The sequence below is a fragment of the Acetoanaerobium pronyense genome (assembly GCF_017874355.1).
GTDB lineage: Bacteria > Bacillota > Clostridia > Peptostreptococcales > Filifactoraceae > Acetoanaerobium > Acetoanaerobium pronyense.
Map to the genome: position 1 here is coordinate 58,696 of NZ_JAGGLI010000009.1, position 19,768 is coordinate 78,463.

Here is a 19,768-nt window from a genome sequence, read left to right on the forward strand (position 1 = left end):
AACGAATACCAGCAGATAAACTACTGGTATTCGTTTGGCATCATGCTATAAACGCAATTTTTCCATCTTCATCTATTAATATTTTAGAGTCTTCAGTGGCTATTATATTGCTTCCGAAGATAACTTCTACTTTATCCCATTTTCTAAATGATTTTGTATTTTTTCCAGAACCATAATTTTCTACTTTATATTTTTTAGGTAATTTATACCTAGTACCAGTACTTGATATTTGATATGAACTTGATAATACTATAGTCTTATCTATGATGTCTCCAGTTGGAATATATGCACTATAGTTTTTTTCTAAAAATATATCTTCATCAATATCCTTTTCAATAATATCCACTACTTTAGCTTCCTGTATCGTTAATATATCTTCTCTTCTTCCAAGGGATGGATATTCTCTTGGATACTCAAATGAAGATTTTATAGTTTCAATAAGATTCTGATCTTTAGGAACAATATGAATCAGTAGCTCGATATCAGAAAGAATTTCTGCTGTAGCAACGCCTCTTCCTATTCCATAATCTCCTACTTTTAGTTGATGTCTTCCAGCTTCATATTTCATGCCTGGTTGAAATTCATATCTTGTATATAGGTCATTATGCTTTGAATGATATTTTCCTTGTATACTTACATCCATGTCTTGGTACTCTGTAAATCCGCATAAGCTATGAACCATCCCAATAACTGTTGAATATGGTGGAAGGGGGTATGTTTCTTTCAATTGACTACTTGTAGGTTTTTTGTAATTGGCAACCTCTTGATAAATCTTAACTCTAACCCCTTTCATAGTAATCCCTTACATCTTTCTTTAGACTTTCAAAGAAATCTGGCATATTTATTGCATTAAGTTCAGCTTTTATCTCATTTTCATTTGCAAATTTGCCCATTACAAGTCCACATTTGGTGTTTTCTTTGATTCCTTTATACATACTGCTTTGTATTTGCTCTATTTGTAGCGCTCCATCTTTTAAATCTACCGTATTGCTAAAAACTGGATTTTTTATATCATAGACTCCACCAATTGCAAATAACGGTTTAAGATCTTCTCTTCTTCCCCTTATATCTCTATATAATAAAGATACTGTATCTAAAAGTCTTTCTACCCTTCTTGCTCTCTCTTCTTTATCTATTTCATGGATTTCTTCTGGTATTGGGTTATCTATTCCTATATGGTCTAAGTCCACTGTAACTGTATATCTATAATAAGATCTGTGAATCTCTGCCTGAGCTATATTCATATTACTATTTATTCTATCAGCAAGCCCCTTATTTGTTAAAAAATCAAGATCTCCTCTAAAAGGTTCCAGGGATACAGCGTTAGAGAGCCTTACTTTAGCAGATCTTTTCCTTCCTTGCCCTCCCTTTTCTGTCTTGAGATATCCAAAAAAATCGAGTTCTGGATAATCTTTGATAGTTGAATCTAGTTCAAACTGAACTACTTTTTTCTCTCCACTTCCTTCTGCTTTAACAGGTGCTAAAGCTTCATCTAGTTGCTCAACAATATTATGTCTTAATGCCTGTCTTGATATATAAGTATACTGGTCTCCTTTTCCTCTGGACATTTTTTTAAGAGATGCAACATTTCCAATAGATTCTCCATAATTTGCGCTTTCCGCTTCAAAAATAATAGTAATAGCTAATCCCTTTGGTTTCATTTGTATACTCATTTATTCATCCCCCTCAGTAATAGTTATTTGAGTTTCTTTTATTTCTCCAGTTAATCCCGCAACAAAAGCATATCCAACCGTTTTAAATACATCTTCATCTTTAAGAGTTTCCATAAATATCTGTGGAACAGGCTTTTTAACATAAAGATAGCAATTAATCAGAGTATCCATAAATGCATTTTGATTTGAGGTTTTTAACGAATTAAGAAGTCTATAACATATTCCATTAACCTTATCAACCGACCCTTTATCCTTGTATGCTTGTTTTAAAAAGTACCCTTGTCTACTCCCGTTATCAACTATATCTAACCCCTTATTTTCCAAATACCCCACTCCTTTCAGATACTCAACATTGATTTTTAAAAGACTGAGCATGTGTGAATCATTATAATAGTTGTCTTTTGGCGCACTTGCCTTGTACAAAATGCATTTGTGTATAAGTGTGTACATGTTTTGATTGTTAAAAAGTCTATCTATAGTCGCTTCGTAAATATTTACTCTTTCTCCATTTTCTTTATAATTTGCTTTAGATAGATAATCGATATATTTTTTTGATTTCATTATTGTTTCAAGTAAATTCTTAGACAAAATATTAAATTTATATCTATTTTCATCAGAAGATATTTGTTCATATCTTATTATTTGAATATCAGCAAGTTCATATTTCAGTTTTTCTTCATGCTCTTTTTCAAATGAATTTATTAGGGCTCTATAAGTATGGGTGTCTCTATCTGTAGAGTCATAGGAAAATATGCGAGATTTTAGATTAGTATTGATTTTAACGAGTTTTTCAATAGATGAATTTTCATTAACAAATATTCCTTTGTTATAGGCATATGTGATTCCAGCAGGCATACATGAATACATAAGTTTACACAATTCACATATGGCTATATCATTTGAAAAATTCCAGGCATGAGATGCTTTTCTCACAGTATCAAATCCTGTATGATTTAGAAAGCTGAGAGTATTTTTCATATCTTTCATCTTACTATCACATGAAAAACACTGAAATTTATACTTTATTTTATCGGTTTCTATATATTCGATTAATGGATTAACAAAATAGGAATTATAGTCTTCATAAAAGTCCTTTTCCTTTGTTTGAGGATTGAGAAGTGAAACTCCATTCCACGAGTTTTTAATAAACTGATATATTACATTTTTTCCAAGTACATATTTTTTTGTCTCATTTTCTTTGAAGAAAGCTATTATATCTTTGATTAAAGCTAGTTGTTTTTTTATTTCAGGTAAGACACTTTGTATATCTGATCCTTTTTTTAATTTTATTGGAGATAATTGTTTTTCCATATCCAAAATATTTATGTCAATGGATATAAGATCAAATGCAGCCTTATAACTATTTGATTTAATATATTTTTTTAGTATATCTTTAATATACTTATTCAAATTATCCAAACTTTTCTCATCAAAATTTGTATAGTCATTATCTTCATACTTTTTTATACTCTCTTCATATGAAACAATTTTATACCAAGAAGTGTATGGCTTATATGTGTCTATGAGATAATTAAAATATTTCTCAGAAAACCCTATTAAATGTTCTTTTGAAAATTCTATATAGTGTTCTTTAATATTTATGTTGTGCTCGCTTTTATGATTCATTATATTGATGAATCCAACAATCCCTGCATTAAGTTGCCAATCTCCCATATAAATCTTTAAAGTCTCTATTTTCAACCCTCCCCTACAATATATCTAGCAAGCCAAATCCAGTATTTCTCTTGCTGCCCGCACCCCCTTTATATATGTAGTCTAATATATATGGCTTTGCAATAATTTCGATTTCTCCAATGTTTCCCAAAACCTCTATAGAATAATTTTTAACTTTTACCTCTTTAGTTTTAAACTTAAGGCTTATATCCTCTAAATCATACTTACATCCATCACCGAACTTTTCTATGAGCTGAGACTTAAGGTTCCTAATGAAGATATCCCTGCCTTTTTCATCTGACAAAGAATGATACCAAGTTGTTTTGTTATCATTTGCATGCTCCCTCGCAACAATAGGGGAAAGAGTTTTAAATCTTACCCTGTCTGAAGTTATAGGTCTTTCTTTCTTAATATTGATTTTCTCTATTTTTATGGTATTATCCCCGTAAGTAAAAAACTCCCCAATTTTATTTAAAACACTGTTATAAAACATCATTCCATCATATGCTTCATAGGCTGAAAAGTTTAATAATATCTTTTTAGATGGAATCTCTATATGTTCTCTTTGAAATTTTGCATCCATCCCAAGAAAAATAGAAAATGAAAAGTCTTTTGAATGTGGTGTATTATATAGTTCGTCAAAATAATCTTTAGAATATCCTTCAAAACAGCTCTTTAATAAGGAAATAATAATTCTATTCTTATCTTTACTAATTAAACTGTGTGCTAAAGATAGTTCTACTAAAAATCTCACCCTGTAACCCCCTTTATTTAAACCTATTATTATATTTAATTAGTGAAAAAATATTGTTCTTTTTATCTATTATATATAACCATAAAAATATGTCAATATAAATATTGGAATTTTCTAAATATTTCTCTCCGATATCTATTTAAGTTATCTTATGGTATACTACTTAATTATATTTAATATATCTAAAATAGAATGTAAAAATTATTATATTTTATTATTGAAAAACCTTAATAGAACTAAATTAGAAAATTTCTTGCAAATCCTAAACAATATGTTGTTGGTGGGACGATGGATACGTCCCCTCGTCTCTAGTTACTCTTCGGATGCTAGCCTGTTTCTTTTTCCTATAACCATCGCTAGGACAAAGAAGGCTAAAGCAAAACCTATTTGTATAAGCATTGCATTTGAAAGAGGTCCAATCTTAAAAATATTTAGGTTTGTCATAGATGAAATCAATCCATTTCCTTTGACATACCAGTATGTCGGGAAAAAGCTTGCTATGTTTAATACCTTCTCTGACATAATCTCTTGAGGTACGAACACTCCGCTTATAAAGCATGCTCCTAGGGTAATGATATTTGCTGCTCCAGAAATAGCTTCTCTGCCTTTTACTAAGTTTCCTATCAAAAAGCTAAGAGATGAAATACATAGCATAAATATAAATGAATTTAATATGAAATACAGGGTGTTTTCATGTCTTATTTCATGTCTTCCAAAGTAAAGGCTCATGGAAACTAAGACTATCCAGCTAAAAAATGAAAACACTGTGACTGCCATAAATATTTGTATTACTGTGTCTTTTGATGATATAGGCGAACAAGAATTTCTTCTTTTTATTTTAATATCATTAAAAACAAGCATTATGGTTGAAACTCCCATTATTGCAACAAACATAAATGTATATGCTAGATAGTTAAAGTAAAATTTCATAGCCCCTTCAGATGAAGCTACTTCTAATCCAGCCATGCTGACATTAGTTTCTTTACTTATATCTTCTAAAACAAAATTTTTAAGAGTGATTTGGTCTATTTCGGGAATGAGATTGAGATATAGTCTAGCTAGGTTGAAATACTGCTCTATTTTTATATTTACATATATACTTGAGGATGCATCTCCTAGGGTAGTTTTTGTGATTAAAGGCTCTTCTCCTGCCATAAAAGAATCCGAGAACCCTTCAGGTACTCTGATTACGTAGCTTATCTCTCTAAAATAAAGGGCATCTTGTATAGCTTCATCAGAATCCTCTATATCCATAAATACTGCAATATCCGAAAGTGCTTCTTTGAGTCCGTCAACAAGCGGAGTGCTTTCCTGTGCAAATATCGCTATCCTCGTCTTTGACTGGCTAAATCCAATCTGTTCATTTGGAGTCCCAGCACTTGCAAATAATATAGACACCATTATAAATACTCCAAAATATATAGCAATCTGCTTTGCTTTTCTTTTAAATATAATCAGACAAAGTTTAAATACTGGCATATTTTTGCCTCCTTATCACAAGATATGTTCCTGTGCAAAAGATTGTACTAAAAATCAGAAGCCCTATTATATTTTGAACATACCTCAAAGTTGGCCCAAAATAATAAAGGGAGTAAAAGGCATCTGCAAGAAGATTTATAGGATTAATCCATGCCAGCAAAGGAAATCTTGTGGTGACTATATATTTCATATTTACAACCATCATTCCAGAAAGAAATGAACCTAGCATCGTGAATACTATTAGATATCCGTATTTGATATCTATATTGCCTCTTGATAGTGCTCCCATAAAAGACCCAAGGGATACTCCTGTGATTGATCCTAGGATTACAGTCAATAATATATAGTTAAAATTAGAGCTAAAATCTACCCCCAATACAAATGCAAGATATGATAAAAATACTCCCATCTCAATAAGCTGAACAAGTAAAGCAGCGAAAAAACTATACATAAAGAGCTTTAGTTTATGAACAGGTGATATATTTTGTCTCACTGCATTTGCTGACAAATTGCCCTGTATATGAACTATAGTTTCAAGACCGAAAAATCCTCCATAAAAAGTTGTCATGGCTATTAGTGAATAAAAGAATGTAAGAACTATATCTATTTTTTCATCACTAATAGGCTCTTCCTCTGTAAAACTCACCCTATTCATGATTTCGGCACTTATTTGTGATACTGAATCTGGATTTTCAGAAACTATGTTGTTGATTGCACTTGAGGTCTGAATATACTGATCTAAAAATATTTTTAGAATACTTTGCCTCATTCCAGATTCATTTACTATAAGCTTTGGATTTTCATCTACTAATATATATCCCTGCACCTCTCCATCCGCTAAAAGCTGATTCGCATTTCTTTCATCTGTGATTTCCAGGTTAAATAGCCTATCCTCTCCACGTGACAAGTCATTTATTACATCCATAAATGAAGGATTAGGCAAAGTCTCTACTACTGCTACATCAATAGCCTGAAACCTCCCTTGCTCATTTAGATTTCCAAAGGCAAGACTGAAAAAAGTAGCTAGAGCTATAGGGAAAATCATTGTCCAAAATATTAAGGATTTATTTTTAAAAAGCATTTTTAATCTATAAATAAATATATGTCTAAACATAACTACCTCCTAGTCCCTTAACTCTTTTCCAGTTATCTCAAGGAAAACATCATTTAGCGTTGGAAGCTCAGTATATATTTTTCCAAAAGATATATTTTCTTCATTAATAAACTGAAGCACCTTCTCAAGATTATTTTTCCCTATATGAGACTTCACTCTAAGAAGCTTTCCATCATAAACCGCAGAGGATATAGTAGGAATGCTTTCTAGTCTTTTGAGCTGCTCATCTGTAACTCCAAATATTTCTACGGTTATCTTTTCTCCAACCGAAATCATGCCTTTTAGCTCTTCCTTTGTCCCTGCTGCGATTACCTTGCCCTTATCTATTATAGTTATCTTTGAGCAAATATGCTCCACCTCTTCCATATAGTGAGAAGTATATATTATGGTAGAGCCTTTTCTATTAAGCTCCACTATGTTTTCAAGTATTTTGTTTCTGCTCTGAGGGTCTACAGCTACTGTAGGCTCATCCATAATTATAAGGCGTGGTTTGTGAGCTATTCCGCATGCAATATTTAACCTCCTAAGAAGTCCTCCACTTAGCTTTTTAGGGTAAAACTTTCTAAATTCACTTAGACCTACAAAATCTATTGCCTCTTCTACTAGCTCTCTTCTTTCACTTTTATTACTGATATATAAGCCACAAAAATAATCTATATTTTCGTATACTGTCAGTTCTTCAAATACTGCAACTTCTTGCATTACAACTCCAATATCCTTTTTAATGTTATATGCATCTGGTCTCATGGGTAATCCAAATACTTCTATACTTCCTTTGTCATATTTTAAAAGTGATAATATACAGTTTATAGCAGTGGTCTTGCCAGAACCATTTGGCCCAAGAAGTCCAAATATCTCCCCTTCTTCTACCTCAAGGTTAAGATGATCAAGTGCAAGTACTTCTTTGTAACGCTTCACAAGATTTGATACCTTTACAACCATTTAATTTCCCACCTTTCAAATATATATAGCTTTCCCTGAATTCTTGGCAGTCACATTTTTCTTTATATATTAATTCTACCTGTTTAATAAAAATCGTATAAGTGTCATCAATCACGTTTTGATATGACAAATGTAATATTGTTCACTTTAAATATCAGTGATAGACTTATATTAGGATGGGAGGGACGCTTGTGAACAAGGTATATATATTAGATACTGCTATTTTTTATTTGTTATCTCTTTTTTTATATTTTGTCTTTGAGCCATCTCTTAGCGTTGTCCCTATACTTATATCAATCATTTCAATTGGGCTAGCTCTTTATCTAGATAAATTTAAATACAAGCTTTTAGTCTCACTAATCTACGTTATCCTAAGCTATTTCTATAGCCCTTTGCTGTTTTTCATGCCATCCCTTGCCTACACTTCATATTCCAATGACATAAAAAGCATTAATCTTCTCCTTTCTTTACCTGTATTTATTCTTTGGAACTATTACCCTGAGCTAAAAATCTCCATAATCTTCATATCTATTCTTGGGTTTTACTTTAAAAAAAGAACTATGGATTATATTGATGCAAAGGCAAAAAACATCTCCCTTTCAGACGACAAGAGAGAAATGGCAATATCATCCAAGCTCCAAAGGCAGATGCTTATAGAAAAGCAGGATTACGAAATTAATATGGCTACCTTAGACGAAAGAAATAGAATAGCCAGAGAGATTCATGACAATGTAGGACATCAGTTATCAAGCGCTATACTTCAGGTTGGTGCAATGAGGGTAGTTCATAAAGATGACAAAATGCTAGAAATTTTAAATAGTACCCTAAATCTTGCAATGGACAATATAAGAAGCAGCGTCCACAACCTCTATGATTCTTCTATGGATCTTGAACTTCAGATTAGGTCTATAGTTGATAAGTTTAACTTTTGCCAGATTAATCTCAACTATATTGTAGACTCTGTGACTGATTCTCAAATCAAATACGCTGTTATTGCAATAGTAAAGGAAGCTCTTTCAAATGTAATTAAACATTCAAGAGCCACTAGAGTAGACCTTAGCTTTATAGAACATCCAGCCTTTTATCAGCTGATAGTTTTCAATGATAATCCAGTAAAAAAGATAGAAAGCTATGAAGGGATAGGCCTTAAAAACATAGAGCATAGAATAGAAAAACTTAATGGACATTTTAGGATAAATAAAGATAGAGGGTTTGAACTATTTATAACTATACCTAAGGGGAAAACAAAGGAGAAAAAGGATGAGAGTAATTATAGTTGATGACGATAATCTTGTAACCATGTCCCTAAAGACTATACTTGAATCAGACTCTAATATCGAAGTGATTGCAACTGGGAAAAATGGCTATGAAGCTATAGAGCTTTACGAAAAGTATAATCCCGATATCCTTCTTATGGATATACGAATGGGCGAAATGGACGGTATAGAGGCAGGAGAAAAAATAATAAAAAAATATAATGATGCAAAAATACTTTATCTTACTACATTTTCAGATGATGATTACATCGTAAGAGCAATCAAACTTGGTGCAAAGGGATATATATTAAAGCAAAACTACGAGTGCATCATCCCTTCAATTAATTCTGTATATCTTGGACAAAATGTATATGGAAATGAAATCATAAATAAGCTTTCTATGACAAATCCAGCGCAGGCAAAGCAGCTCTATGATTTTGGACTTTTAGATAGGGAGATTGAAGTTATTGAAAAGGTGGCAGAGGGGCTTTCTAATAAAGAAATTGCAGAAAATCTCTTTTTAAGTGAAGGTACAGTTAGAAACTATATAAGTACAATTCTTGAAAAACTAAGCCTGAGGGATAGGACTCAGCTTGCTATCTTTTATTATAGAGATATTAAATAATGGAAACTTGACTTTATATATTTTGTAAATATTTATTCATATTTCTTGTGTTAGTATGAGTCTATCAAAATATATTAACAATTACATATAAGGCCGCTAGATTGCATTTAAAAATTTTTCAGTATTTCTTAATAACCTTTTTTTGCAATCAACTAATCTTGAAAGGAAGTTTGATGTCATGGAACAAAAGGGTTTCATATCGATTGTAGTGTCTATCATCTTGGGAGTTTCTTTATTTGCTTCAGCTTTTGTTGTTTCACAAGGAATTAGGAGCATAAGGTCCTCTGGAAATGAAATTTCTCTTAAGGGTTCAGCCAAGGAAGAGATAAAATCAGATTATGCTGTATGGTCAGGTTCTTTTAGCGCTAATAACATAGAGCTTCAGGCCGCATATCAAGACCTAGAAAATAGTGCTGAAGAGGTAAAAGCATTTCTGGTTTCAAAAGGGTTTTCTGAAAATGACATAATCTTTTCAAGCGTTAGCACCATGCCAATAAATGCTATTTCTCCTAGTGGTATGTACACAAATTCTATTGAAAGCTATAGACTGTCCCAAAACGTTGAAATCCGTTCTAACGATGTAGATCAAGTAGCAGAAATATCCAGAACTTCAACCGAATTAATAAACCAAGGAATAACATTTGAATCCTATCCTCCGCAGTATTTTTATACTAAACTTGCAGACAAAAAGATTCAGATGATAGAGATGGCCACCCTGGATGCAAAAGCACGAGCAGATGCTATGCTAAAATCATCTGGAAAAACTGCGGGCCAACTTAAGAGTGCCTCTGTTGGAATTTTTCAAATCACACCACTTTATTCAAATGAAATTTCTGATTATGGTATAAATGATACTTCATCTATAGACAAGGAGATAACAGCTGTCATTAGTTGTACCTTCGAAATAGAATAACTTTAAAAATAGGTATACTTAATCTTAAATTAAGTATACCTATTTTTTAATTGTATAAATTCTAAGATTATATTTTATTTTTCTATGGAAGCTAAGATTTCTATAATTTTATCCCCATATTTTTCGGCTTTTTTATCTCCAAATCCTGAAATTCTAACTAGCTCTTCTTTGTTTTTAGGAAATTTTTCAATCAACTCTAACATTTGTTTATCATTAAAAATAAAATATGGCTTTATATTTTCTGTTCTACTATTTTTCAGCCTAAACTCTTTCAGTTTTTTAATTAGTTCTTCAGTTTTATCATTTTTAAAAATGTTATTACTATCCACAGATATATTTTCTTTATTCAAAGGACTCTGAAAAGCACTACTATATATATCTTTAGTAGAATTTATAGTCTCATTAATTTGATTTTCTTTAATACCACTCTCTTCTACCATTTTTTCGAATTCTTTGTATTTTTTTGCATATAATGACTTATCTGCTCTATGAAGATTAAGCAATTTTTCCCCTATTTCTAAAAACTCTTTGTCATTCGAAGGAAGTTCCTTTGATTCATTTATTTTTTTCTTTATGTACGCAGTCAATTGATCTGCTCTAATTACTTTATCTTTTATTTCTTTCTTTGCATATTTAGCATTTAAAATAGTTTTGGGATTAGATAATACAACGATTGATTTATGAAAAGTATCAAAATATTTATCTATAAATATTCGAGCTAATATGTTAGATTTTCCTGACTCTTTTTTTATTTTTTTCAAAACTTCTAAATGTCTCTGGTTTTGTGTAATTGGAGAGTATATGCCCTCTTTTAATGTTCTTCCATTAAAGGTGTATTTTCTAACAAAATTTCCATTATTATCTATTTCTATGTCTCCAATCAAATTCTTGCATTCAATTATAAAATTGATTTTTCTTGTTATTACTATATAATCTATTTGTGCTGACAATCCTTCTATTTCAATACTCAAATCATGTATTACATACATTGGTATACCACTATTTTTGAGCTCGAATGCTATATTTTTCTCTCCAATCATTCCCCATGTACAGATTTTTATTTCCTTTTCTATTTTAGATTTCACATCTCCTGTTGCTCTATTTTGTAGCTCTTTGAGCTTTTCTATATATTCACTTGTCTCATTACTTTCTCTTAAAAATTCTACCTTGTCCATTTTATTAAACAAATTTATCATAAATCATCCCCCCTAATCTATTTATATCATAAAATTCAATTTTTTTTATAACAAAATCATACTTTAATTTCTTTCATAACTTATAGTTTTGAATAAAAAAACTAACTTTTCGATTCTTGCAACGTATCCAATATAAGATATAATTTAATTATGCTAAGACCGAAAAAAATTCAACTACTATACTGATTTCAGCGAAGAGGTGATGGTTTTGAAAAAAATAGACTATAAAAAACTAGAAATTTCTGATATAGACATTAATTTATTTTCAAAGTTTAATCGATATCAAGATGTAAAAAAATGCTGGCGTAAGGAAAATGGAGAATGGATATTAAAAGAAATCCCTTTCGTTGAGCAGTGGAATACTGATGAATACAAATTTTTAGTAAAATGCCTACGAAACACAGTTAATGAAGGCGGTGCGGTATTTGGTGCCTTTGATAATGATTCACTAGTAGGATTCGCTTCATTGGAAAATAAGTTCTTTGGCTCAGAAAACCAATACCTTCAGCTTTCAAGTATTCATATATCTGCCGAAGCTCGAGGCCATAAGATAGGAAAAAAATTGTTTTATCTTATATCCATGAAGGCAAAAAAACTAGGAGCACAAAAGTTATATATCTCTGCCCATTCATCAGAAGAAACCCAAGGCTTTTATAAGAGTCTCGGATGTGTCGAAGCTTTAGAATATAATTTAGATTTGGTGTCTAAAGAACCATTTGATTGCCAGCTAGAATATACCTTATTGAAATAAAAAATCTAATCATCAAAAAATAAAAGTGCTTGACATGTATAAAAAAACAGAGTAATATTACTAACAAAATAAATATAATTCAAATGCGATGAGGTAGAAAAAAATATTTCAGACGTTTCAGAGAGTCGATGGTTGGTGGGAATCGATACAGAGAGATATATATTGTTCACTACTTAGCAGGCAGGTTAAACGAACTTAGGTTCAAGTAGACTAGCACGTATACCCACGTTACAGGGTTAGAGATTGTCAGATCTTGATTGAGATGTAGCTATTGCTATAATTAGGGTGGTACCGCGAAAATTTTCGTCCCTATAACAACACTATTTTGTTGTTATAGGGACTTTTTTATTGCTCTGGCCAGAGAACAAAGTACCCATCCACCAAACTTTTGAAAAATTAGAACTATTCACTGTAAACTTAAAAATTTAAAAAAGAGAGGAAGTAATCCTATGAAAAAAATATACTTAGCCCTAACATTGATTGCATTAACAGTCCCTACCCTTACAGGTTGTAGCCTAAATACCTCAGCAGAATCCCAAGAGAGTGATACTTATGCAAATGAAAAATATAAAATAGGTATCACCCAAATAGTAGACCATCCTGCACTTAATGAATCAAGAGATGGATTCATAGAAAGATTGAATGAACTTGGAATAGATGCAGAAATAAGCCTCCAAGATGCTCAAGGTGATATAGCAAATGCCCAGATGATAGCCGAAAAACTTGTTAGCGATAAGTCTGATTTGATACTTTCTATTGCTACTCCTACATCTCAGGCAGTTCAAAATGCCACTAAAAATTCAGATATTCCTGTGATTTTTACAGCAGTTTCCGACCCTGTTTTCTCTGGACTTGTAATAAATAAGGAAAATCCAGAGGCAAATATTACTGGTGTAACCGATGAAGTATCTCATGATAACCTAAAGGAAATAATAGAGGCACTAAAAAGCCTAAACCCAGATATAAAAAGCATAGGAATAATCTACAGTACAAGTGAATCAAACTCACAGGTACAAGTTCAAAACGTAAGACAGGTAGCTTCTGATATGAACATCGAAATCGAAGCTGTTGGAATTGCAAGTATTAACGATATCCATCAAGCCCTTGAATCTGTAAGCCGAAAATCTCAAGCTTTGATTCTTATAAATGACAATATGATAGCTTCATCAATGGAGCTTGTATCAAAAGTTGCAATGGAAAAAGGACTGATTACTATATCAGCTGTATCAAGCTTTGTGGAAGATGGTTCTCTAATGTCAGTGGGGATTAGTTATAAAGAGCTTGGAAGACAGTCTGCAGATATGGCTTACAAGGTACTAAAAGACAAGACTCAAATAGCTGAGATACCTGTTGAATCTTCAAATACATTCATAAAAAAAGTAAACCTTAGTACTTTAAAAGCCCTTGGCCTTGATGAAAATCATAAAGCTTTTGAGGGTGCTGAGATAATAAAATAATTATTTTTATAATACTAAAAGTAAAAGGCGTAAAGGAGACATCATGAGTGGATTATTACAGGTAACTATCGAGCAAGGACTGATATTTTCAATCCTTGCAATAGGAGTATATATAACATATAAAATATTGGATTTTCCAGACCTTTCAGTGGAGGGGACTTTCCCCCTTGGGGCATTCGTATTTTCAAAATTCGTATTGATGAATATGAATCCCGTATTTGGAAGTCTTTTAGCTATAGCTGCTGGGGCTTTGGCTGGGGGAATCACCTATATTCTTCATATAAAATTTAAAATAAAGGCGATACTTTCAGGGATACTGACTATGACTCTCCTATACTCTGTGAATCTAAGGATAAACGGAAGATCAAACATAGGTCTTTCCTCTTATCCTACAATATATGATTACTTTGGAAAGCTTATAGTGCTTGTTTTGTCAGTAGTTATTATTAAGCTACTTATAGATAGATATCTAAAATCAGAAGCAGGATATCTCTTAATCGCAACTGGAGACAACGAAGCCCTAGTTAAGTCACTAGGTCAAAGCTCAAACAAATACAAGCTGATAGGTCTTATGCTATCAAATGCTCTAGTGTCCCTTAGTGGGGCTATGATGGCCCAAGCTCAGGGGTTTGGAGATATCACCATGGGAAACTCCATAATAGTTGTAGCACTTGCATCAATCATAATTGGAGATACTGTAATGCAAAAATCTACTCTTTTAAAAGGGAGTACAAGAGCGATAATAGGGGCATTATCATACAGACTCATTGGTGGACTTGCAATAGAAATAGGACTCAACCCTACAGACTTAAAAGCAGTAAGTGCATTTATAGTAATTGGATTTTTGGCCTACAATAATAGGGGAGGATTTTATGTTAAGAATATCAAAGCTAAAGAAAAGCTTTAATATAGGAACTGAGAATGAAATAAATATATTCAAAGATTTTAGCTTGACTATAAAAAAAGGTGAAACTACTGCTATCCTTGGCTATAACGGCTGCGGAAAAAGTACACTATTCAATATAATATGTGGTGTCTTAGATTGTGAAAATGGAAATATATCAATCGAAACTTCAAAAGGAGATATACCCTTTGATAGATTAAAGGAGCATGAAAGATCAAACTATATTGCAAGGGTACATCAAAATCCATCTATGGGAGTATCTCCATCCCTTACTATCCTTGAAAATATGGCCCTTGCAGATAAAAAATCTTCGACTTTTGGCCTAAAAAAGCTTGTAAATAAAGAAAAAATCCAAACCTATAAAGATATCTTAAACAGTTTGGACTTGGGGCTTGAAAACAAACTCAATACTCCTGTCAAATTCCTTTCAGGAGGTCAAAGGCAGTCTCTTTCACTTATCATGGCAACCATGAAAAAACCAGAGCTCCTTCTTTTGGATGAGCATACCGCAGCACTTGACCCTAAGACATCAAAAGTTGTTATGGAAAAAACTATGGAGCTTGTCAAAAAAAATAGCATCACCACATTGATGATATCCCATAATCTAAGGGATGCAATAAAATTTTCAGACAGAATAATAATGCTTAGACAAGGTGAGATTTCTTTGGATATACCTAGTGAGTCAATCTCAGAAAAAGAGCTAATAAAAATTTATACAAACGAAGCCCTAGATGAACTCAGCTTTACCGCTTAATCAAAGACTTATATTATAAGTAGATTTTTTTGCAAAACAAACCCACCTATTAGAAACATCTAGCAGGTGGGTTATATTATCTTAGACTATCTTAGTAGTCCAGTTTTCGCAGTTCCAAACATCTGAGACAACGTCATTGTAAAATTCAGGCTCATGGCAGATTAGAAGTATGCTTCCCTTATAATCCCTTAGAGCTTGCTTTAGCTCTTCCTTAGCATCAACGTCAAGATGGTTTGTCGGCTCATCCAGTACTAGTAGGTTAGTCTCACTATTTATTAGCTTGCAAAGTCTCACCTTTGCCTGCTCTCCTCCACTAAGTACTAGTACCTTGCTCTCTATATGCTGGTGTGTCAGTCCACATTTTGCAAGAGCTGCTCTTACCTCTCTTTGGTCCATCGAAGGAAATTCTTTCCATACTTCCTCTATACAGGTATTGTAGTTTGCTTCCTTTATTTCCTGCTCAAAGTATCCTATATGAAGATAGTCCCCTTTTTCAACTGTTCCTGATATTGGTTTTATCTCTCCTAAAATACTTTTTAGAAGAGTGGTTTTTCCAAGACCATTCGCTCCCATAAGAGCTATCTTTTGCCCCCTTTCCATCCTTAGGTTAAGTGGTATTGAAAGAGGCTCGTCATATCCAATTACAAGGTCTTTTGTTTCAAAAATCAGTTTTCCTGAAGCCCTTGAAGCTTTGAATCTAAACTCAGGCTTTGGCTTTTCCCTTGCAAGCTCAATTACTTCCATCTTATCTAGCTTCTTTTGTCTAGACATAGCCATATTTCTAGTAGCTACCCTTGCCTTGTTTCTAGCAACGAAGTCCTTAAGGTCATCAATCTCTTGCTGTTGTTTTTTGTAAGCAGACTCAAGCTGAGATTTTTTCGCCTCATAAACATTTCTAAACTCATCATAGCTTCCTGTATATCTATCAAGCTTTTGGTTTTCCATATGATAAATTATATTGATTACGCTATTTAAAAACGGGATATCATGGGATATAAGTATAAATGCGTTTTCATATTCCTGAAGATATCTCTTTAGCCACTCTATATGCTGCTCATCAAGGTAGTTTGTAGGCTCATCAAGAAGCAGTATATCAGGCTTTTCAAGTAGTAGCTTTGCAAGAAGTATCTTCGTCCTTTGCCCACCACTTAGATCATTTACCTCTTTGTCCAGCCCTATATCTGCTATACCAAGACCTCTAGCTACTTCATCAACTTTCGCATCTATTATGTAAAAGTCATTGTGGTCAAGTATGTCCTGGATAGTTCCTAACTCTTCCAGCATTGAATTAATTTCGTCCTCTGAGGCCTCTCCCATTTTTCCGTAAAGCTCATTTATCTCATTTTCAAGGTCAAATAGGTATTTGAAAGCTCCTTTTAGCACATCTTTTATTGTCATGCCCTTTTCAAGTGCAGTATGCTGATCAAGATATCCAACCCTCACACGCTTTGACCAATCAATAGTTCCTTCGTCAGGCTCAAGCTTTCCTGTGATTATATTCATAAAGCTTGATTTTCCTTCTCCGTTGGCCCCAACAAGCCCTATATGCTCACCTTTTAAAAGTCTAAAGGATACATTGTCGAATATTGCTCTATCTCCAAATCCATGACTTAGATTTTTTACTGTTAATATACTCATTAAAAAAACTCCTTTTATTATGTAAATCAAAAATACACTCCGATTAATAGAATACAGTTTTCTGGGAAATTTTTCAATATAAAAAATATATTGTTAAAGGATACGAATTGTTATATAATAATAATTAATAATTGAAATTATTTATCATTGAGAAAGCGGTGATTAAAATACACTTCTGCCCTAAGTTAAATTCAAGCGAAGATCCATATATAAAATGGTGTGTAGAGCTACTAGCTCCTGTAATATTAGGTGCGAAGCCTGCGGAAATAATGAGTTTTCCAGAGTACACCCCTTTGAATAATGAAAAAAAAGAAAAGATAAAAGATTTTTTTACTTGTTGTAAAAAAATGAATTACATAGAATTTAAGACATCTAATGGTTGCCCAAAGGTTATTTTTTATAACCCAGTATCTTTAAATGAAACCCTTTCTGATGTTAGAATACTGAAATTTCTAAAAGGATATGGTTATCCTGAAGAATATTCACTTGATATATATCTTAATCATCTGGCAAGAAAGATGGAGATAGAGGGAATGCCCCATGAGATTGGCGTATTTCTAGGTTATCCTCTAAAAGATGTGCTTGGATTTTTAGGACATCCATCCCTAAAGCTTACTAAAGTTAACGGATGGCATGTATATGGAGATCCTACACTTTCTGATATGAAGTACAATAGCTTTATGGAAGCAAAGAATATAATAAGAGAAAAGCTTAAACTTGGGAATATCCGTGAGGTTGTCCTTACGGCTTGATATATTTTGAATAACTCCTCTTTTAAAGACCCGAAGGAAAAATCTCCTTCGGGTCTCTTTTTTTACTTTATTTATTTTTTCTAGTTTCCTACATTTTTTTGTCATCCACAGAGTCCAAATACTCCTCTAGCTTTGGAACTACTTTCTTGATTGAACCATCTTCAAATGGATTATCAAGACCTGCAAGCTTTACAAGGTTTAGGAATGAATCACTTCCCCCAGCTTCACAAAGTCTTAGATAATCAGCCCAAGCCTTCTCCCTATCTTCTATACTTTTTACCCAGAACTGAAATGCACATACCTGCGCAAGGGTATAGTCTATATAGTAAAATGGATTGCTAAATATATGACCCTGCTTGAACCAGAATCCACCTCTATTTAACACATCATTGTCCTCATAATCCTTAGAGCTTAGATATTTTTTCTCTATCTCTCTCCACTTATCTTTTCTCTCTTTTGGGCTTGCATCTGAATTTTCATATACCCAGTGCTGAAACTCATCAACAGTCACTCCATATGGTATAAATAGCATTGAGCTACTAAGATGAGTAAACTTGTATTTTTCAACATCTTCCTTGAAAAAATCTTCCATCCAAGGCCAAGCAAAAAACTCCATACTCATAGAATGAATTTCGCAGGCTTCAAGTGTAGGCCATACATACTCAGGAAGCTTGTAGTTTCTGCTTTTATATACCTGAAAAGCATGCCCTGCCTCATGGGTGAGTACGTCTACGTCACCTGATGTCCCGTTGAAATTAGAGAATATAAAAGGTGACTTGTAGTTTGGAATGAAGGTGCAATATCCCCCTCCTGCCTTTCCACTTTTCGCTTCAAGGTCCATAAGCTCATTATCAATCATATAGTCAAAAAACTCTTTGGTATCCTTGGAAAGCTCATTATACATCTTCTCTCCTTGAGCCATTATCCATTTTGGATCACCCTTAGGAGTTGCATTTCCGCTTAGATAATCAAGACCTTCATCATAATACCTTAGGCTGTCTAGGCCAAGTCTTTCCTTTTGCCTTATTCTAAGCTTTTCATAAACTGGCACAAGGTCTTCATATACCTGTTTCCTATAGTTTGCAGCCATTTTTGCATCATAGTCTGTTCTTGTAAGGCGAGCATATCCAAGCTCCACAAAATTTTCAAACCCTAGCTTTTTAGCAATATTGTGCCTTACCTTTACCATCTGGTCATATATAGAATCAAACTTCTCTTCATTTTCTTCAAAAAACTTCCAAAATGCTTCATGGGCTTTTTTACGGATATTTCTATCTTTGTCTTCCATAAAAGGCTCCATTTGAGGAAGGTTTAGCTCCTGACCCTCAAACATTATCTTTGCAGATGCCCTAAGCTTAGTGTATTGACTTGCAAGTTTATTTTCAAGCTTAAGATCTTCTAGTACTTCATCAGAAAAAGTCTTTAGCTTTACTTCTGCTATGTCGAATATATATTGTCCCCATTTGTCTACCATTTCCTCTTTGAATTTGGTATTTGAAAGAGCTTTGTAATACTGATTCACTAGGCCTTCATAAACAGGTCTAACCTCATCCATATAGTCGTTTTCCTCTTCATAAAAGGAATCCTCTGTATTTATTGTGTGCCTTACACTTACGATATTATCCATAGTTTCAAAATCTCTTCTAAGGGCATTTATCTCTTCCATTACCCTGTCTTGCTCATCTACATTTAAAGCATTTTCAAATCTTTCAATCAGACTTTTCATTTCCTGCTCAAATACATTCATATCTGGTCTTTTATAGCTATATTCACTAAATTTCAAATTCAAAACCCCCTTTATTCTAATTTATCAAAAAATTCTATATATTTAAAGTTCTTTTTATATAATATTTTTACAATCCAGTTTTGTTAATTCACTAAAAACT

Annotated in this window: 18 protein-coding genes and 1 other annotated feature; of the genes, 8 read left to right on the forward strand and 10 right to left on the reverse strand. The window is 32.8% G+C overall.

From position 1 onward, the window contains the following. Window positions 1-40: 40 nt before the first annotated feature. The 7 genes from cas5b to J2Z35_RS05355 form a co-directional block, all read right to left on the reverse strand. Window positions 41-793 (reverse strand): type I-B CRISPR-associated protein Cas5b, encoded by a 753-nt coding sequence (cas5b, locus tag J2Z35_RS05325; protein WP_209660231.1) that lies wholly within the window; start codon window positions 791-793, stop codon window positions 41-43. After that, window positions 780-1,673 (reverse strand): type I-B CRISPR-associated protein Cas7/Cst2/DevR, encoded by an 894-nt coding sequence (gene cas7i, locus J2Z35_RS05330; RefSeq protein WP_209660233.1) that lies wholly within the window; start codon window positions 1,671-1,673, stop codon window positions 780-782. Before cas7i ends, cas5b begins: the two co-directional genes overlap by 14 nt. Next, window positions 1,674-3,347, reverse strand: coding sequence for a type I-B CRISPR-associated protein Cas8b1/Cst1 (gene cas8a1 / locus J2Z35_RS05335; protein ID WP_209660235.1), 1,674 nt, complete (start codon window positions 3,345-3,347; stop codon window positions 1,674-1,676). A gap of 34 nt (window positions 3,348-3,381) precedes the next feature. Continuing rightward, window positions 3,382-4,101, reverse strand: coding sequence for a CRISPR-associated endoribonuclease Cas6 (gene cas6, locus J2Z35_RS05340; RefSeq protein ID WP_330623395.1), 720 nt, complete (start codon window positions 4,099-4,101; stop codon window positions 3,382-3,384). Between the two features lie 312 nt (window positions 4,102-4,413). Further along, on the reverse strand, window positions 4,414-5,580 hold the full coding sequence (locus J2Z35_RS05345; protein ID WP_209660237.1) for an ABC transporter permease: 1,167 nt from the start codon (window positions 5,578-5,580) through the stop codon (window positions 4,414-4,416). After that, the gene (locus J2Z35_RS05350) at window positions 5,567-6,694 is read right to left on the reverse strand and encodes an ABC transporter permease (RefSeq protein WP_209660238.1); all 1,128 of its coding nucleotides are present in this window, start codon (window positions 6,692-6,694) and stop codon (window positions 5,567-5,569) included. The genes J2Z35_RS05345 and J2Z35_RS05350 overlap by 14 nt, the downstream gene beginning before the upstream one ends. 9 nt (window positions 6,695-6,703) lie before the next feature. Next, on the reverse strand, window positions 6,704-7,636 hold the full coding sequence (locus tag J2Z35_RS05355; RefSeq protein ID WP_209660241.1) for an ABC transporter ATP-binding protein: 933 nt from the start codon (window positions 7,634-7,636) through the stop codon (window positions 6,704-6,706). Between the two features lie 191 nt (window positions 7,637-7,827). Here J2Z35_RS05355 and J2Z35_RS14885 point away from each other — a divergent pair, with 191 nt between their 5' ends. The 3 genes from J2Z35_RS14885 to J2Z35_RS05370 all read left to right on the forward strand — a co-directional run bounded on the left by J2Z35_RS14885 (window position 7,828) and on the right by J2Z35_RS05370 (window position 10,430). Then, window positions 7,828-8,916 (forward strand): sensor histidine kinase, encoded by a 1,089-nt coding sequence (locus tag J2Z35_RS14885; protein WP_209660243.1) that lies wholly within the window; start codon window positions 7,828-7,830, stop codon window positions 8,914-8,916. Continuing rightward, window positions 8,897-9,517 (forward strand): response regulator transcription factor, encoded by a 621-nt coding sequence (locus J2Z35_RS05365; protein WP_209660245.1) that lies wholly within the window; start codon window positions 8,897-8,899, stop codon window positions 9,515-9,517. The genes J2Z35_RS14885 and J2Z35_RS05365 overlap by 20 nt, the downstream gene beginning before the upstream one ends. Before the next feature lie 178 nt (window positions 9,518-9,695). Then, window positions 9,696-10,430, forward strand: coding sequence for an SIMPL domain-containing protein (locus tag J2Z35_RS05370; protein ID WP_209660247.1), 735 nt, complete (start codon window positions 9,696-9,698; stop codon window positions 10,428-10,430). Between the two features lie 74 nt (window positions 10,431-10,504). On the opposite strand, the gene J2Z35_RS05375 is transcribed toward J2Z35_RS05370, so the two are convergent. Then, window positions 10,505-11,626 (reverse strand): HRDC domain-containing protein, encoded by a 1,122-nt coding sequence (locus tag J2Z35_RS05375; RefSeq protein ID WP_245330774.1) that lies wholly within the window; start codon window positions 11,624-11,626, stop codon window positions 10,505-10,507. A 208-nt stretch (window positions 11,627-11,834) separates the two neighbouring features. Here J2Z35_RS05375 and J2Z35_RS05380 point away from each other — a divergent pair, with 208 nt between their 5' ends. The 4 genes from J2Z35_RS05380 (at window position 11,835) to J2Z35_RS05395 (ending at window position 15,492) form a co-directional block, all read left to right on the forward strand. Then, window positions 11,835-12,377, forward strand: coding sequence for a GNAT family N-acetyltransferase (locus J2Z35_RS05380; RefSeq protein ID WP_330623396.1), 543 nt, complete (start codon window positions 11,835-11,837; stop codon window positions 12,375-12,377). A gap of 79 nt (window positions 12,378-12,456) precedes the next feature. Further along, window positions 12,457-12,691: a binding site (T-box leader), on the forward strand. A 135-nt stretch (window positions 12,692-12,826) separates the two neighbouring features. After that, window positions 12,827-13,834, forward strand: a complete 1,008-nt coding sequence (locus tag J2Z35_RS05385) for an ABC transporter substrate-binding protein (RefSeq protein WP_209660251.1) — start codon at window positions 12,827-12,829, stop codon at window positions 13,832-13,834. A gap of 43 nt (window positions 13,835-13,877) precedes the next feature. Next, on the forward strand, window positions 13,878-14,741 hold the full coding sequence (locus tag J2Z35_RS05390; protein ID WP_209660253.1) for an ABC transporter permease: 864 nt from the start codon (window positions 13,878-13,880) through the stop codon (window positions 14,739-14,741). Continuing rightward, window positions 14,707-15,492 carry an ABC transporter ATP-binding protein gene (locus J2Z35_RS05395; RefSeq protein WP_209660255.1) on the forward strand — a complete coding sequence of 262 codons (786 nt, stop codon included), beginning with the start codon at window positions 14,707-14,709 and terminating at the stop codon, window positions 15,490-15,492. The genes J2Z35_RS05390 and J2Z35_RS05395 overlap by 35 nt, the downstream gene beginning before the upstream one ends. Window positions 15,493-15,573: 81 nt before the next feature. On the opposite strand, the gene J2Z35_RS05400 is transcribed toward J2Z35_RS05395, so the two are convergent. After that, a complete protein-coding gene (locus J2Z35_RS05400; protein ID WP_209660257.1) occupies window positions 15,574-17,130 on the reverse strand; it encodes an ABC-F family ATP-binding cassette domain-containing protein in 1,557 nt (518 codons plus the stop codon). Between the two features lie 131 nt (window positions 17,131-17,261). Here J2Z35_RS05400 and J2Z35_RS05405 point away from each other — a divergent pair, with 131 nt between their 5' ends. Next, window positions 17,262-17,882, forward strand: a complete 621-nt coding sequence (locus J2Z35_RS05405) for a DUF3793 family protein (RefSeq protein ID WP_209660259.1) — start codon at window positions 17,262-17,264, stop codon at window positions 17,880-17,882. Between the two features lie 88 nt (window positions 17,883-17,970). Here J2Z35_RS05405 and J2Z35_RS05410 read toward each other — a convergent pair whose 3' ends face one another. Then, window positions 17,971-19,665, reverse strand: a complete 1,695-nt coding sequence (locus J2Z35_RS05410; RefSeq protein ID WP_209660261.1) for a M3 family oligoendopeptidase — start codon at window positions 19,663-19,665, stop codon at window positions 17,971-17,973. Between the last annotated feature and the right edge of the window lie 103 nt (window positions 19,666-19,768).

Coding starts and splice junctions, on each gene's coding strand:
- cas5b (WP_209660231.1), bottom strand. CDS start 793: ATGAAAGGGGTTAGAGTTAAGATTTATCAAGAGGTTGCCAATTACAAA.
- cas7i (WP_209660233.1), bottom strand. CDS start 1,673: ATGAGTATACAAATGAAACCAAAGGGATTAGCTATTACTATTATTTTT.
- cas8a1 (WP_209660235.1), bottom strand. CDS start 3,347: ATGGGAGATTGGCAACTTAATGCAGGGATTGTTGGATTCATCAATATA.
- J2Z35_RS05345 (WP_209660237.1), bottom strand. CDS start 5,580: ATGCCAGTATTTAAACTTTGTCTGATTATATTTAAAAGAAAAGCAAAG.
- J2Z35_RS05350 (WP_209660238.1), bottom strand. CDS start 6,694: ATGTTTAGACATATATTTATTTATAGATTAAAAATGCTTTTTAAAAAT.
- J2Z35_RS05355 (WP_209660241.1), bottom strand. CDS start 7,636: ATGGTTGTAAAGGTATCAAATCTTGTGAAGCGTTACAAAGAAGTACTT.
- J2Z35_RS05365 (WP_209660245.1), top strand. CDS start 8,897: ATGAGAGTAATTATAGTTGATGACGATAATCTTGTAACCATGTCCCTA.
- J2Z35_RS05370 (WP_209660247.1), top strand. CDS start 9,696: ATGGAACAAAAGGGTTTCATATCGATTGTAGTGTCTATCATCTTGGGA.
- J2Z35_RS05375 (WP_245330774.1), bottom strand. CDS start 11,626: ATGATAAATTTGTTTAATAAAATGGACAAGGTAGAATTTTTAAGAGAA.
- J2Z35_RS05385 (WP_209660251.1), top strand. CDS start 12,827: ATGAAAAAAATATACTTAGCCCTAACATTGATTGCATTAACAGTCCCT.
- J2Z35_RS05390 (WP_209660253.1), top strand. CDS start 13,878: ATGAGTGGATTATTACAGGTAACTATCGAGCAAGGACTGATATTTTCA.
- J2Z35_RS05395 (WP_209660255.1), top strand. CDS start 14,707: ATGTTAAGAATATCAAAGCTAAAGAAAAGCTTTAATATAGGAACTGAG.
- J2Z35_RS05400 (WP_209660257.1), bottom strand. CDS start 17,130: ATGAGTATATTAACAGTAAAAAATCTAAGTCATGGATTTGGAGATAGA.